This is a genomic window from Brevibacillus sp. FSL K6-0770 (assembly GCF_038000275.1).
GTDB lineage: Bacteria > Bacillota > Bacilli > Brevibacillales > Brevibacillaceae > Brevibacillus > Brevibacillus parabrevis.
Map to the genome: position 1 here is coordinate 5,439,443 of NZ_JBBOBQ010000001.1, position 13,779 is coordinate 5,453,221.

The window sequence follows — 13,779 nt, forward strand, 5'->3', positions numbered from 1 at the left end:
CGTCTCTTCCGGCTCGGCACCAGTCGTTTCTTTTTTCATCAATCAATCTATCATCTTATTATAACAGATTTGACATAAGGAACTGCCTATCATCTGGAAGAGTACGGAAGAAAAGTAAAAGAGTCTCCTCTTGCACAGCCCATCAGGTAAAGCGTTGCGTCTTGTACCATCTTCTCTTTCTTTTTGTCACTTTATCAGCCAGCAGTCCCCAAAATGCTTGCACCGAGATGACGATGAACAGCTGCGCATACGTAAATTTGATGAAAAAATAAACGGCGGCGCGTGTGATCTGCCAGAGGTGATCATCTATGCTTGAAAAAGGCAAAATATCGGCTTTCCAGATGGGCGTCATGATGTACCCCACGATTATCGCCACAGCCATCCTGTCCTTGCCGGCAACGATGGCTACCTACGCCCATAACGATCTGTGGCTGTCTCCCATTTGGGCATCGTTCGCCGGTTTTCTGACGGTTTACGTCTCCCATCGGCTTCATCAGTATTACCCGCAGCAAACGCTGATCGAGTACAGCTGCCAAATCGTCGGGTTGATTCCCGGAAAACTGATCGGCTTGCTCTACTGCTTCCTCTACTTGATGTGGACGGGGCAAATCGTCAGAAACTACGCCGAGTTTGTCGTCGGCGCTTTTCTGTTCAACACTCCGATCGTCGTCGTCATCGCAAGCATGATTTTGGTCTGTGTCTTTGCTGTTCGCGGCGGCATTGAAGTAATTGGCCGGGCAGCCCTGTTGTTCATGCCGCTGTTCGTACTTCCCTTATGCCTCATGGTCCTTTTGCTGCTGCCTGATCTGGATTGGCAAAACTTTTTTCCGGTACTGGAAAACGGCATTGTCCCTTCGCTGAAAGGAGCTGTTGTTCCGCACATCTGGCTTGGCGAGTTTTGGCTGACGGCTTTTCTCTTTCCGTTGTTAGCCGACAGCAGCAAAGGCCGAAAGTGGGGAATGCTTTCCGTGCTGGCTGTAACCATCACGATGATTGCCACCAATTTGTTTTCCCTGTTCTTGTTTGGCAGCGATGTTTCCAGCATGCTCTACCCTTTAATGATTGCTTCGCGCTACGTCAGTATTGCCGATTTTTTCGAAAATCTGGAGTCTGTGGTGATGGCAGTCTGGGTGCTGGGCGCTTTTGTCAAAATATCGGTATTTTTCTACGTCATCGTCCTCGGCAGTGCACAGCTGATGGAAGTAACTGACTATCGACCGCTCGTATGGCCAATCGGCTTTTTGATCGTGCTGTTCAGTTTTTGGGGTATCCCCAACATGATTGTTTTTAACTATCTCGACGAAACTTCGCTTCCTTACTACGGCTTTTTCATGCAAATTCTGTTGCCGCTGCTTCTCTTGCTGATTGCCAAACTGCGAAACAAGCCGCAACGAATGAAGTCAGCCGCATAACAACAGAGCGCGACTTTGAGCAAAAGCCAGCCTCAGGTTATGCGGCTCGGTTTGTATAGTTTTATTATTCAGTCAATTAATAACAGGTTTATCCACAGGTTGTGGATAATTTTTTGCTCATTTATGTGTGTAACTGGAGGCATTTTTGGTATTTGACGATATACTCATCCAATTTTTGCGACATATCGATCACAGTCGGATGCAGAAAGCTTCCTTTTTCCAAAACAAGTTCGGATAACTCTTTACGCATGCTCTCGATACGATGCAACAGATCAGTTGGTTGATCCATGCTAATTCCTCCAGAAACAGTTAGATCATAAGTCCTAGGATTATTATATCATTCGATAGACAGGAAATATAAGGGAAATTATATATTCTTATATAGGCAGCCGCTCATCCGCTGTCAGTCTGACAAGCTCAAGCAAATGAGTCAGATCGCGAATCTCGTACGTAGGCTCGATGTCCAACCGATTTTCCTTGCCTTGCGGATTGAACCAGCATGTATCGATCCCGTAGTTGTGTCCGCCTCGAATATCGGAAGTAAGCGAATCTCCTACGATCAAAGCTTTCGACTTGTCTGTCACTTGCAGTTTGGAAAATGCATAGTCAAAAATTCGCGCATCCGGTTTCTGAAACCCGGCCTCTTGGGAAATAATCAACTGTTCGAAAGCATGGCGAAGAGGCGATGCTGCGATTCTCGCTTTCTGCACTTCGGCAAAGCCGTTTGAAATGATAGCCAGGCGGCATCCCGCCAAACTGCTGCATACTTCCTGCGCTCCTTGAATCAGCGGCGTTTCCTGTGCCAGATTGGCCAAAAACTCTTCGTTGAAAGCAACAGCATCATAGGACAGCTCATGCGCTGAAAACAGACGGCTGAACCGCTCCACTCCAAGCTCGTCCAGTGACACGATTCCTTGTTCCAGCTCCAGCCACAGTCTTTTGTTGATTTCACTGTACGTTGCTTGGTAGGCAAGCCAGCCTTCGGGCATTCCAAAACGGTGGAAAGCTTTATCCATCGCATTTTTTTCCGAAATGCCAAAATCGATCAACGTATCGTCCACATCAAAGAAAATCACTTCGTATTTCACAGTTCTCTCCACCCGTCTCTTCCGGCTCGGCACCAGTCGTTTCTTTTTTCATCAATCAATCTATCATCTTATTATAACAGATTTGACATAAGGAACTGCCTATCATCTGGAAGAGTACGGAAGAAAAGTAAAAGAGTCTCCTCTTGCACAGCCCATCAGGTAAAGCGTTGCGTCTTGTACCATCTTCTCTTTCTTTTTGTCACTTTATCAGCCAGCAGTCCCCAAAATGCTTGCACCGAGATGACGATGAACAGCTGCGCATACGTAAATTTGATGAAAAAATAAACGGCGGCGCGTGTGATCTGCCAGAGGTGATCATCTATGCTTGAAAAAGGCAAAATATCGGCTTTCCAGATGGGCGTCATGATGTACCCCACGATTATCGCCACAGCCATCCTGTCCTTGCCGGCAACGATGGCTACCTACGCCCATAACGATCTGTGGCTGTCTCCCATTTGGGCATCGTTCGCCGGTTTTCTGACGGTTTACGTCTCCCATCGGCTTCATCAGTATTACCCGCAGCAAACGCTGATCGAGTACAGCTGCCAAATCGTCGGGTTGATTCCCGGAAAACTGATCGGCTTGCTCTACTGCTTCCTCTACTTGATGTGGACGGGGCAAATCGTCAGAAACTACGCCGAGTTTGTCGTCGGCGCTTTTCTGTTCAACACTCCGATCGTCGTCGTCATCGCAAGCATGATTTTGGTCTGTGTCTTTGCTGTTCGCGGCGGCATTGAAGTAATTGGCCGGGCAGCCCTGTTGTTCATGCCGCTGTTCGTACTTCCCTTATGCCTCATGGTCCTTTTGCTGCTGCCTGATCTGGATTGGCAAAACTTTTTTCCGGTACTGGAAAACGGCATTGTCCCTTCGCTGAAAGGAGCTGTTGTTCCGCACATCTGGCTTGGCGAGTTTTGGCTGACGGCTTTTCTCTTTCCGTTGTTAGCCGACAGCAGCAAAGGCCGAAAGTGGGGAATGCTTTCCGTGCTGGCTGTAACCATCACGATGATTGCCACCAATTTGTTTTCCCTGTTCTTGTTTGGCAGCGATGTTTCCAGCATGCTCTACCCTTTAATGATTGCTTCGCGCTACGTCAGTATTGCCGATTTTTTCGAAAATCTGGAGTCTGTGGTGATGGCAGTCTGGGTGCTGGGCGCTTTTGTCAAAATATCGGTATTTTTCTACGTCATCGTCCTCGGCAGTGCACAGCTGATGGAAGTAACTGACTATCGACCGCTCGTATGGCCAATCGGCTTTTTGATCGTGCTGTTCAGTTTTTGGGGTATCCCCAACATGATTGTTTTTAACTATCTCGACGAAACTTCGCTTCCTTACTACGGCTTTTTCATGCAAATTCTGTTGCCGCTGCTTCTCTTGCTGATTGCCAAACTGCGAAACAAGCCGCAACGAATGAAGTCAGCCGCATAACAACAGAGCGCGACTTTGAGCAAAAGCCAGCCTCAGGTTATGCGGCTCGGTTTGTATAGTTTTATTATTCAGTCAATTAATAACAGGTTTATCCACAGGTTGTGGATAATTTTTTGCTCATTTATGTGTGTAACTGGAGGCATTTTTGGTATTTGACGATATACTCATCCAATTTTTGCGACATATCGATCACAGTCGGATGCAGAAAGCTTCCTTTTTCCAAAACAAGTTCGGATAACTCTTTACGCATGCTCTCGATACGATGCAACAGATCAGTTGGTTGATCCATGCTAATTCCTCCAGAAACAGTTAGATCATAAGTCCTAGGATTATTATATCATTCGATAGACAGGAAATATAAGGGAAATTATATATTCTTATATAGGCAGCCGCTCATCCGCTGTCAGTCTGACAAGCTCAAGCAAATGAGTCAGATCGCGAATCTCGTACGTAGGCTCGATGTCCAACCGATTTTCCTTGCCTTGCGGATTGAACCAGCATGTATCGATCCCGTAGTTGTGTCCGCCTCGAATATCGGAAGTAAGCGAATCTCCTACGATCAAAGCTTTCGACTTGTCTGTCACTTGCAGTTTGGAAAATGCATAGTCAAAAATTCGCGCATCCGGTTTCTGAAACCCGGCCTCTTGGGAAATAATCAACTGTTCGAAAGCATGGCGAAGAGGCGATGCTGCGATTCTCGCTTTCTGCACTTCGGCAAAGCCGTTTGAAATGATAGCCAGGCGGCATCCCGCCAAACTGCTGCATACTTCCTGCGCTCCTTGAATCAGCGGCGTTTCCTGTGCCAGATTGGCCAAAAACTCTTCGTTGAAAGCAACAGCATCATAGGACAGCTCATGCGCTGAAAACAGACGGCTGAACCGCTCCACTCCAAGCTCGTCCAGTGACACGATTCCTTGTTCCAGCTCCAGCCACAGTCTTTTGTTGATTTCACTGTACGTTGCTTGGTAGGCAAGCCAGCCTTCGGGCATTCCAAAACGGTGGAAAGCTTTATCCATCGCATTTTTTTCCGAAATGCCAAAATCGATCAACGTATCGTCCACATCAAAGAAAATCACTTCGTATTTCACAGTTCTCTCCACCCGTCTCTTCCGGCTCGGCACCAGTCGTTTCTTTTTTCATCAATCAATCTATCATCTTATTATAACAGATTTGACATAAGGAACTGCCTATCATCTGGAAGAGTACGGAAGAAAAGTAAAAGAGTCTCCTCTTGCACAGCCCATCAGGTAAAGCGTTGCGTCTTGTACCATCTTCTCTTTCTTTTTGTCACTTTATCAGCCAGCAGTCCCCAAAATGCTTGCACCGAGATGACGATGAACAGCTGCGCATACGTAAATTTGATGAAAAAATAAACGGCGGCGCGTGTGATCTGCCAGAGGTGATCATCTATGCTTGAAAAAGGCAAAATATCGGCTTTCCAGATGGGCGTCATGATGTACCCCACGATTATCGCCACAGCCATCCTGTCCTTGCCGGCAACGATGGCTACCTACGCCCATAACGATCTGTGGCTGTCTCCCATTTGGGCATCGTTCGCCGGTTTTCTGACGGTTTACGTCTCCCATCGGCTTCATCAGTATTACCCGCAGCAAACGCTGATCGAGTACAGCTGCCAAATCGTCGGGTTGATTCCCGGAAAACTGATCGGCTTGCTCTACTGCTTCCTCTACTTGATGTGGACGGGGCAAATCGTCAGAAACTACGCCGAGTTTGTCGTCGGCGCTTTTCTGTTCAACACTCCGATCGTCGTCGTCATCGCAAGCATGATTTTGGTCTGTGTCTTTGCTGTTCGCGGCGGCATTGAAGTAATTGGCCGGGCAGCCCTGTTGTTCATGCCGCTGTTCGTACTTCCCTTATGCCTCATGGTCCTTTTGCTGCTGCCTGATCTGGATTGGCAAAACTTTTTTCCGGTACTGGAAAACGGCATTGTCCCTTCGCTGAAAGGAGCTGTTGTTCCGCACATCTGGCTTGGCGAGTTTTGGCTGACGGCTTTTCTCTTTCCGTTGTTAGCCGACAGCAGCAAAGGCCGAAAGTGGGGAATGCTTTCCGTGCTGGCTGTAACCATCACGATGATTGCCACCAATTTGTTTTCCCTGTTCTTGTTTGGCAGCGATGTTTCCAGCATGCTCTACCCTTTAATGATTGCTTCGCGCTACGTCAGTATTGCCGATTTTTTCGAAAATCTGGAGTCTGTGGTGATGGCAGTCTGGGTGCTGGGCGCTTTTGTCAAAATATCGGTATTTTTCTACGTCATCGTCCTCGGCAGTGCACAGCTGATGGAAGTAACTGACTATCGACCGCTCGTATGGCCAATCGGCTTTTTGATCGTGCTGTTCAGTTTTTGGGGTATCCCCAACATGATTGTTTTTAACTATCTCGACGAAACTTCGCTTCCTTACTACGGCTTTTTCATGCAAATTCTGTTGCCGCTGCTTCTCTTGCTGATTGCCAAACTGCGAAACAAGCCGCAACGAATGAAGTCAGCCGCATAACAACAGAGCGCGACTTTGAGCAAAAGCCAGCCTCAGGTTATGCGGCTCGGTTTGTATAGTTTTATTATTCAGTCAATTAATAACAGGTTTATCCACAGGTTGTGGATAATTTTTTGCTCATTTATGTGTGTAACTGGAGGCATTTTTGGTATTTGACGATATACTCATCCAATTTTTGCGACATATCGATCACAGTCGGATGCAGAAAGCTTCCTTTTTCCAAAACAAGTTCGGATAACTCTTTACGCATGCTCTCGATACGATGCAACAGATCAGTTGGTTGATCCATGCTAATTCCTCCAGAAACAGTTAGATCATAAGTCCTAGGATTATTATATCATTCGATAGACAGGAAATATAAGGGAAATTATATATTCTTATATAGGCAGCCGCTCATCCGCTGTCAGTCTGACAAGCTCAAGCAAATGAGTCAGATCGCGAATCTCGTACGTAGGCTCGATGTCCAACCGATTTTCCTTGCCTTGCGGATTGAACCAGCATGTATCGATCCCGTAGTTGTGTCCGCCTCGAATATCGGAAGTAAGCGAATCTCCTACGATCAAAGCTTTCGACTTGTCTGTCACTTGCAGTTTGGAAAATGCATAGTCAAAAATTCGCGCATCCGGTTTCTGAAACCCGGCCTCTTGGGAAATAATCAACTGTTCGAAAGCATGGCGAAGAGGCGATGCTGCGATTCTCGCTTTCTGCACTTCGGCAAAGCCGTTTGAAATGATAGCCAGGCGGCATCCCGCCAAACTGCTGCATACTTCCTGCGCTCCTTGAATCAGCGGCGTTTCCTGTGCCAGATTGGCCAAAAACTCTTCGTTGAAAGCAACAGCATCATAGGACAGCTCATGCGCTGAAAACAGACGGCTGAACCGCTCCACTCCAAGCTCGTCCAGTGACACGATTCCTTGTTCCAGCTCCAGCCACAGTCTTTTGTTGATTTCACTGTACGTTGCTTGGTAGGCAAGCCAGCCTTCGGGCATTCCAAAACGGTGGAAAGCTTTATCCATCGCATTTTTTTCCGAAATGCCAAAATCGATCAACGTATCGTCCACATCAAAGAAAATCACTTCGTATTTCACAGTTCTCTCCACCCGTCTCTTCCGGCTCGGCACCAGTCGTTTCTTTTTTCATCAATCAATCTATCATCTTATTATAACAGATTTGACATAAGGAACTGCCTATCATCTGGAAGAGTACGGAAGAAAAGTAAAAGAGTCTCCTCTTGCACAGCCCATCAGGTAAAGCGTTGCGTCTTGTACCATCTTCTCTTTCTTTTTGTCACTTTATCAGCCAGCAGTCCCCAAAATGCTTGCACCGAGATGACGATGAACAGCTGCGCATACGTAAATTTGATGAAAAAATAAACGGCGGCGCGTGTGATCTGCCAGAGGTGATCATCTATGCTTGAAAAAGGCAAAATATCGGCTTTCCAGATGGGCGTCATGATGTACCCCACGATTATCGCCACAGCCATCCTGTCCTTGCCGGCAACGATGGCTACCTACGCCCATAACGATCTGTGGCTGTCTCCCATTTGGGCATCGTTCGCCGGTTTTCTGACGGTTTACGTCTCCCATCGGCTTCATCAGTATTACCCGCAGCAAACGCTGATCGAGTACAGCTGCCAAATCGTCGGGTTGATTCCCGGAAAACTGATCGGCTTGCTCTACTGCTTCCTCTACTTGATGTGGACGGGGCAAATCGTCAGAAACTACGCCGAGTTTGTCGTCGGCGCTTTTCTGTTCAACACTCCGATCGTCGTCGTCATCGCAAGCATGATTTTGGTCTGTGTCTTTGCTGTTCGCGGCGGCATTGAAGTAATTGGCCGGGCAGCCCTGTTGTTCATGCCGCTGTTCGTACTTCCCTTATGCCTCATGGTCCTTTTGCTGCTGCCTGATCTGGATTGGCAAAACTTTTTTCCGGTACTGGAAAACGGCATTGTCCCTTCGCTGAAAGGAGCTGTTGTTCCGCACATCTGGCTTGGCGAGTTTTGGCTGACGGCTTTTCTCTTTCCGTTGTTAGCCGACAGCAGCAAAGGCCGAAAGTGGGGAATGCTTTCCGTGCTGGCTGTAACCATCACGATGATTGCCACCAATTTGTTTTCCCTGTTCTTGTTTGGCAGCGATGTTTCCAGCATGCTCTACCCTTTAATGATTGCTTCGCGCTACGTCAGTATTGCCGATTTTTTCGAAAATCTGGAGTCTGTGGTGATGGCAGTCTGGGTGCTGGGCGCTTTTGTCAAAATATCGGTATTTTTCTACGTCATCGTCCTCGGCAGTGCACAGCTGATGGAAGTAACTGACTATCGACCGCTCGTATGGCCAATCGGCTTTTTGATCGTGCTGTTCAGTTTTTGGGGTATCCCCAACATGATTGTTTTTAACTATCTCGACGAAACTTCGCTTCCTTACTACGGCTTTTTCATGCAAATTCTGTTGCCGCTGCTTCTCTTGCTGATTGCCAAACTGCGAAACAAGCCGCAACGAATGAAGTCAGCCGCATAACAACAGAGCGCGACTTTGAGCAAAAGCCAGCCTCAGGTTATGCGGCTCGGTTTGTATAGTTTTATTATTCAGTCAATTAATAACAGGTTTATCCACAGGTTGTGGATAATTTTTTGCTCATTTATGTGTGTAACTGGAGGCATTTTTGGTATTTGACGATATACTCATCCAATTTTTGCGACATATCGATCACAGTCGGATGCAGAAAGCTTCCTTTTTCCAAAACAAGTTCGGATAACTCTTTACGCATGCTCTCGATACGATGCAACAGATCAGTTGGTTGATCCATGCTAATTCCTCCAGAAACAGTTAGATCATAAGTCCTAGGATTATTATATCATTCGATAGACAGGAAATATAAGGGAAATTATATATTCTTATATAGGCAGCCGCTCATCCGCTGTCAGTCTGACAAGCTCAAGCAAATGAGTCAGATCGCGAATCTCGTACGTAGGCTCGATGTCCAACCGATTTTCCTTGCCTTGCGGATTGAACCAGCATGTATCGATCCCGTAGTTGTGTCCGCCTCGAATATCGGAAGTAAGCGAATCTCCTACGATCAAAGCTTTCGACTTGTCTGTCACTTGCAGTTTGGAAAATGCATAGTCAAAAATTCGCGCATCCGGTTTCTGAAACCCGGCCTCTTGGGAAATAATCAACTGTTCGAAAGCATGGCGAAGAGGCGATGCTGCGATTCTCGCTTTCTGCACTTCGGCAAAGCCGTTTGAAATGATAGCCAGGCGGCATCCCGCCAAACTGCTGCATACTTCCTGCGCTCCTTGAATCAGCGGCGTTTCCTGTGCCAGATTGGCCAAAAACTCTTCGTTGAAAGCAACAGCATCATAGGACAGCTCATGCGCTGAAAACAGACGGCTGAACCGCTCCACTCCAAGCTCGTCCAGTGACACGATTCCTTGTTCCAGCTCCAGCCACAGTCTTTTGTTGATTTCACTGTACGTTGCTTGGTAGGCAAGCCAGCCTTCGGGCATTCCAAAACGGTGGAAAGCTTTATCCATCGCATTTTTTTCCGAAATGCCAAAATCGATCAACGTATCGTCCACATCAAAGAAAATCACTTCGTATTTCACAGTTCTCTCCACCCGTCTCTTCCGGCTCGGCACCAGTCGTTTCTTTTTTCATCAATCAATCTATCATCTTATTATAACAGATTTGACATAAGGAACTGCCTATCATCTGGAAGAGTACGGAAGAAAAGTAAAAGAGTCTCCTCTTGCACAGCCCATCAGGTAAAGCGTTGCGTCTTGTACCATCTTCTCTTTCTTTTTGTCACTTTATCAGCCAGCAGTCCCCAAAATGCTTGCACCGAGATGACGATGAACAGCTGCGCATACGTAAAATACGAGAGGCAAGACAAGACGAAGTTTCTCGTCGTGCTTTGACCGATATCGGTAGCCAGAGCCAGATTGATTTGCAGCACATACATGGAGTACATCAGCGCCCAAGCCACGACCAAGTAGACGTAGATATCCTCGGAAAACTGGAAGGGAGACACGACCTCGGGATGAAACCAGGAGATCACCTTGTATACGAGGTTCGTCACAAAAATGATGTCGGAAACAACAATCGCCACCATAAACCAAAAGTAGCTCGCTGCATAATACAGCACCTTCAGCTTGATGCGCCAGCTCGTGCTGTCAAATAAATGCGAGATGTTCCCGATAACTGTGTGGTAGTTCCCCATCGCCCAGCGTTGACGCTGCTTCATGTAGACGTCAAGCTTTTCCGGCTCCTGCTGGTACGCCTCCGCCTGCGGTGCGAGAGCAATCAGCTGGCCCCGCTTTAATATTTCAAAAGAAATCGCCGTATCCTCCGTAAGGGACTGCTCGTCCCATCCGCCCAACTCCGCGATCAGCGAGCTTTTGACGATAAAGTTCGTTCCCGGAATAGACCCCAACTGAAACAGCTCCCATAGCCCCGTATGATAAACACGATGCATGGTCACCAGTTCCAGATTGATGAATTGGGTGAGTAGAGTTTGGTCGCGATTCCGAGCCTTGTTCCGTCCAAAAACCGCCCCGTACCGCTCCGGCTGCTCCAGCGCTTTTTGGATCAGAAAAGCCAGCGCGTTTTTCTCTGGTGCGGCGTCGGCATCATACACGCAAATCCATTCCCCGGTAGCGAGTTTGAAAGCGTCATTCAACGCTCCCGATTTCCCTCCCTTCCCGGTTCGTTCCAGAACAGTCAGGTTGCGCTGCGAGAACTCTGGTTTGCCATGTACCGCCCGCACGATTTGCGCCGTTTGGTCTGTGCAATTGTCGGCAATGACGATCACTTGCAGCTTGTCCGCCGGATAGTTCAGCCGTAAAATGTGCTCGACTGTCGCGGCGATGACCAGCTCCTCATTGTGGGCCGGAACGAGTATCGTCACGGCTGGAAAAGCGTCCATCTCCGTCGGAATCACCAATTCCTCTTTGCTCTGTCTGGACACAAAGCGTATGGCTCCAGCCATAATCAACGCAGATTCAAACACCGCGACCCAAATACTGATAATTGCGAGCAACAAGAGCCACTCAGCCACTGATTTTCCTCCGATCGTATTTTTTGCTCACTCTGTCACGAAAAACCAACGTGGCGATCGTCAGAAAAACAATCGTAACGGCGAAGATCATACTGATCGCAATGCACAAGGGGATAAACCAGCTGGTGTATGACATAAGAAGCCCCCTCCCTTTTCCAGGCCATATCGGCTTACACGTACTCTCCGATCAGATCAAGTTCCGCATTTCGTTCAAGCGCCGCTATGACGCTGTCGATTTGCTCATATTGATTGAATTGTTCCTTTTGAAAAACAAGCGCTCCCGAGCGAATGACCAGCTTCAACTGTCGTCCTTTTTTGTCCGGAAAATCCTTGTCCATCATGGCGTGTTTAATTCGTTCCGTCAGTTGCCGCAAATAATCCTTGTCCGTCATCGGCAGCAGCACGACAAACCGTCCTTCATCGAGCGAAAACTTGTAATCTTCGAAGCGGAGTTGCTTTTGAATCGTCTGGGACAATTCCAGCAAAAGCCGCGAATACCCCTCTGAGCCAAGAGATTCTTGTACGAACGGCAAAAACTCGATTTTGAACATCGCCAGGCAAAAGCTGTATTTCCCCTCATAACGTTTTGCCAGATTTGACTGTCTGAGCATCGTTTCCGCAAAGGCCATTTTGTTGCCCAGTGCCGTATCGAGATCAATGACCGGGTTGATTTCTTTCAGTTCTTCCAACCGTTCCACGAGTCGCTTGCTGCGCAGCAAGTACGTTTTGATAAACCCTGCAATCAGCACGTTCGCGGGCATGACCAGCAACCAGGCGTACACAATAACACTCGTATTGGCATACGTAGCCAGCCAAACAACATAGCTGACCAAGTAAACAAACACCAAAACGACCGATACCCCCATCGGCAGCACATAACCGAGCAGGAGCGCCAGCAAAATAGCCATGCTCAAAACAAACTCAACCATCGCAAACGACTGATCTATGTAGACATGGACATAAACCAGCGCTTCCTGAAGCACCGTAAGCAGGAGCAAGATGCCGTACCCTATCTCCATCTTGCGTGTCGGAGAATTGTTGTTCATAATTCAGCTCCTCTCATTGCTTATTCGGTTTTCTCATCAGTCCTTATACGTTCGCAGCGCCTCCTCGGCCAAAAGCGGCACCAAATTATCGAAGGCATGCGTATCTTCCTGAAAAACATAGCCGCCCAAAAAGCGGGAGTCATTACTGCGCAGCTGCACCATTCTGGCTTGCAGTTGATTTGCCCATTGCGGATCATCCAGCTTCAGAGCCAGCAAGATTGCCAATCCGTAAACGGCAGGAGATTCATAGGACACAGCTGCTGTGCGACTAGCCCGGTCGTAGCGCCCCGGCAATTGGTGCTGCTGCGCGAACTCCTTTTTCAAAAAAACAACCAGCTCCCGAGGCGTACGCCCGGCCTCTGCCAGATTTATCGCTACAATCAGTTGATCAATGAGATTCACCGAGTCAGCATAGCTGTACATTTGATTCTCGATGTGGAATATTTTAGGGTAAAATATTCCGTCGTTCGGCATGTTCATTAACAGATCACGGTAGCGCTGGTACACATTCGCATCTATTTTGTTGTGATCCGCCATCCTTTTCAGGGCGGACATGTCGACGTAAACGAGGCTGAGTGTCTGCGGAGACTCCTTTTTTGCGAAGTCATAAAAGTCGACGAGACATCCATGTTGTATGGACGAAGCGAATAACGATTGTGTTACCGCTTCTGCCGCTTTTGCGTATTCCTCATTTTCCCAACTGTCAGCCGCCTTCCAGAGCGCATCGACAATTCGCAGATCATCCCCGAGAGCATTTGTCGTCACATGCGGCTGCCCGTCCGGCGACAGCTTCCAGTAAATTCGGTTTTGTGGAGTCAGAAAAAAGGTCCGTAACAACCGAAAACTGTCGGCAAACAATTGCCGGTCACCTTTCACCCACGCATATTGCATCCATATGCCGAGGGACTCAGACAGCGCTTCTCTGCCTGCCGCTATGTCTTCATTCGTGGAACGGGCTTCCTGCAAATAAGTAGCCAACGTGCCATTCGGATTCGTCATGTATTGCCGGATAAACGTCTCTGTCGGGGAAACAGGCGAAAGCCGCTCTGCAAACACGGCCAAATAAGTAAGGGAAGACACCGTCAGAATGGACAAGCCGGTAACTAACAGCTTTTTCTTGTTCGTAAGCAAAGCATTGTGCAAGCTGGCATCATTCCTGTCCAATAGAAAGGATTATTTCGTTTAATTTACTTTTATTTACTAATTATGTTATTTGTTATTCAGTATAGTATATTGGTTTTTG

General features: G+C 47.6%; 19 protein-coding genes. 4 read left to right on the forward strand and 15 right to left on the reverse strand.

Annotation, left to right across the window (positions count from 1 at the left end; all coding sequences use genetic code 11):
- Positions 1–142: 142 nt before the first annotated feature.
- Complete coding sequence (locus NST23_RS25880; RefSeq protein ID WP_340964902.1) at positions 143–352, reverse strand: hypothetical protein; 210 nt, start codon at positions 350–352, stop codon at positions 143–145.
- Between NST23_RS25880 and NST23_RS25885 the strand changes: the two genes are divergently transcribed.
- Positions 351–1,412 (forward strand): GerAB/ArcD/ProY family transporter, encoded by a 1,062-nt coding sequence (locus NST23_RS25885; protein WP_340964904.1) that lies wholly within the window; start codon positions 351–353, stop codon positions 1,410–1,412. The genes NST23_RS25880 and NST23_RS25885 overlap by 2 nt on opposite strands.
- A 121-nt stretch (positions 1,413–1,533) precedes the next feature.
- Here NST23_RS25885 and NST23_RS25890 read toward each other — a convergent pair whose 3' ends face one another.
- The 3 genes from NST23_RS25890 to NST23_RS25900 all read right to left on the reverse strand — a co-directional run bounded on the left by NST23_RS25890 (position 1,534) and on the right by NST23_RS25900 (position 2,865).
- Entirely contained in the window at positions 1,534–1,701 is a 168-nt protein-coding gene (locus NST23_RS25890) for an aspartyl-phosphate phosphatase Spo0E family protein (protein WP_063230709.1), read from the reverse strand.
- 88 nt (positions 1,702–1,789) lie between these two features.
- Positions 1,790–2,500 (reverse strand): YjjG family noncanonical pyrimidine nucleotidase, encoded by a 711-nt coding sequence (locus NST23_RS25895; RefSeq protein WP_173596389.1) that lies wholly within the window; start codon positions 2,498–2,500, stop codon positions 1,790–1,792.
- 155 nt (positions 2,501–2,655) lie between these two features.
- Positions 2,656–2,865 (reverse strand): hypothetical protein, encoded by a 210-nt coding sequence (locus NST23_RS25900; RefSeq protein WP_340964902.1) that lies wholly within the window; start codon positions 2,863–2,865, stop codon positions 2,656–2,658.
- On the opposite strand from NST23_RS25900, the gene NST23_RS25905 reads away from it, so the two are divergent.
- Positions 2,864–3,925, forward strand: a complete 1,062-nt coding sequence (locus tag NST23_RS25905) for a GerAB/ArcD/ProY family transporter (RefSeq protein ID WP_340964904.1) — start codon at positions 2,864–2,866, stop codon at positions 3,923–3,925. The two genes, NST23_RS25900 and NST23_RS25905, sit on opposite strands and share 2 nt — an antisense overlap.
- A 121-nt stretch (positions 3,926–4,046) precedes the next feature.
- Here NST23_RS25905 and NST23_RS25910 read toward each other — a convergent pair whose 3' ends face one another.
- The 3 genes from NST23_RS25910 to NST23_RS25920 form a co-directional block, all read right to left on the reverse strand.
- Positions 4,047–4,214: an aspartyl-phosphate phosphatase Spo0E family protein gene (locus NST23_RS25910; RefSeq protein WP_063230709.1), complete on the reverse strand. Its 168-nt coding sequence runs from the start codon at positions 4,212–4,214 to the stop codon at positions 4,047–4,049.
- Positions 4,215–4,302: 88 nt separating this feature from the next.
- Entirely contained in the window at positions 4,303–5,013 is a 711-nt protein-coding gene (locus NST23_RS25915; RefSeq protein ID WP_173596389.1) for a YjjG family noncanonical pyrimidine nucleotidase, read from the reverse strand.
- 155 nt (positions 5,014–5,168) lie between these two features.
- The gene (locus NST23_RS25920) at positions 5,169–5,378 is read right to left on the reverse strand and encodes a hypothetical protein (RefSeq protein ID WP_340964902.1); all 210 of its coding nucleotides are present in this window, start codon (positions 5,376–5,378) and stop codon (positions 5,169–5,171) included.
- On the opposite strand from NST23_RS25920, the gene NST23_RS25925 reads away from it, so the two are divergent.
- Positions 5,377–6,438 (forward strand): GerAB/ArcD/ProY family transporter, encoded by a 1,062-nt coding sequence (locus tag NST23_RS25925; protein WP_340964904.1) that lies wholly within the window; start codon positions 5,377–5,379, stop codon positions 6,436–6,438. The two genes, NST23_RS25920 and NST23_RS25925, sit on opposite strands and share 2 nt — an antisense overlap.
- Positions 6,439–6,559: 121 nt before the next feature.
- Here the strand turns inward: NST23_RS25925 and NST23_RS25930 are convergent, their stop codons facing one another.
- The 3 genes from NST23_RS25930 to NST23_RS25940 all read right to left on the reverse strand — a co-directional run bounded on the left by NST23_RS25930 (position 6,560) and on the right by NST23_RS25940 (position 7,891).
- On the reverse strand, positions 6,560–6,727 hold the full coding sequence (locus tag NST23_RS25930; protein WP_063230709.1) for an aspartyl-phosphate phosphatase Spo0E family protein: 168 nt from the start codon (positions 6,725–6,727) through the stop codon (positions 6,560–6,562).
- Between the two features lie 88 nt (positions 6,728–6,815).
- Positions 6,816–7,526, reverse strand: coding sequence for a YjjG family noncanonical pyrimidine nucleotidase (locus NST23_RS25935; protein ID WP_173596389.1), 711 nt, complete (start codon positions 7,524–7,526; stop codon positions 6,816–6,818).
- Positions 7,527–7,681: 155 nt separating this feature from the next.
- Entirely contained in the window at positions 7,682–7,891 is a 210-nt protein-coding gene (locus NST23_RS25940) for a hypothetical protein (RefSeq protein ID WP_340964902.1), read from the reverse strand.
- Here NST23_RS25940 and NST23_RS25945 point away from each other — a divergent pair.
- Positions 7,890–8,951, forward strand: a complete 1,062-nt coding sequence (locus NST23_RS25945; RefSeq protein WP_340964904.1) for a GerAB/ArcD/ProY family transporter — start codon at positions 7,890–7,892, stop codon at positions 8,949–8,951. The two genes, NST23_RS25940 and NST23_RS25945, sit on opposite strands and share 2 nt — an antisense overlap.
- Before the next feature lie 121 nt (positions 8,952–9,072).
- Here NST23_RS25945 and NST23_RS25950 read toward each other — a convergent pair whose 3' ends face one another.
- The 5 genes from NST23_RS25950 to NST23_RS25970 form a co-directional block, all read right to left on the reverse strand.
- On the reverse strand, positions 9,073–9,240 hold the full coding sequence (locus tag NST23_RS25950; RefSeq protein WP_063230709.1) for an aspartyl-phosphate phosphatase Spo0E family protein: 168 nt from the start codon (positions 9,238–9,240) through the stop codon (positions 9,073–9,075).
- Between the two features lie 88 nt (positions 9,241–9,328).
- Positions 9,329–10,039 carry a YjjG family noncanonical pyrimidine nucleotidase gene (locus tag NST23_RS25955; RefSeq protein ID WP_173596389.1) on the reverse strand — a complete coding sequence of 237 codons (711 nt, stop codon included), beginning with the start codon at positions 10,037–10,039 and terminating at the stop codon, positions 9,329–9,331.
- A 155-nt stretch (positions 10,040–10,194) separates the two neighbouring features.
- Complete coding sequence (locus tag NST23_RS25960; RefSeq protein WP_340964908.1) at positions 10,195–11,490, reverse strand: glycosyltransferase family 2 protein; 1,296 nt, start codon at positions 11,488–11,490, stop codon at positions 10,195–10,197.
- A gap of 170 nt (positions 11,491–11,660) precedes the next feature.
- Positions 11,661–12,536, reverse strand: coding sequence for a GGDEF domain-containing protein (locus NST23_RS25965; RefSeq protein WP_340964909.1), 876 nt, complete (start codon positions 12,534–12,536; stop codon positions 11,661–11,663).
- Positions 12,537–12,572: 36 nt separating this feature from the next.
- Positions 12,573–13,679: a glycosyl hydrolase family 8 gene (locus NST23_RS25970; protein WP_340964910.1), complete on the reverse strand. Its 1,107-nt coding sequence runs from the start codon at positions 13,677–13,679 to the stop codon at positions 12,573–12,575.
- Positions 13,680–13,779: the final 100 nt, after the last annotated feature.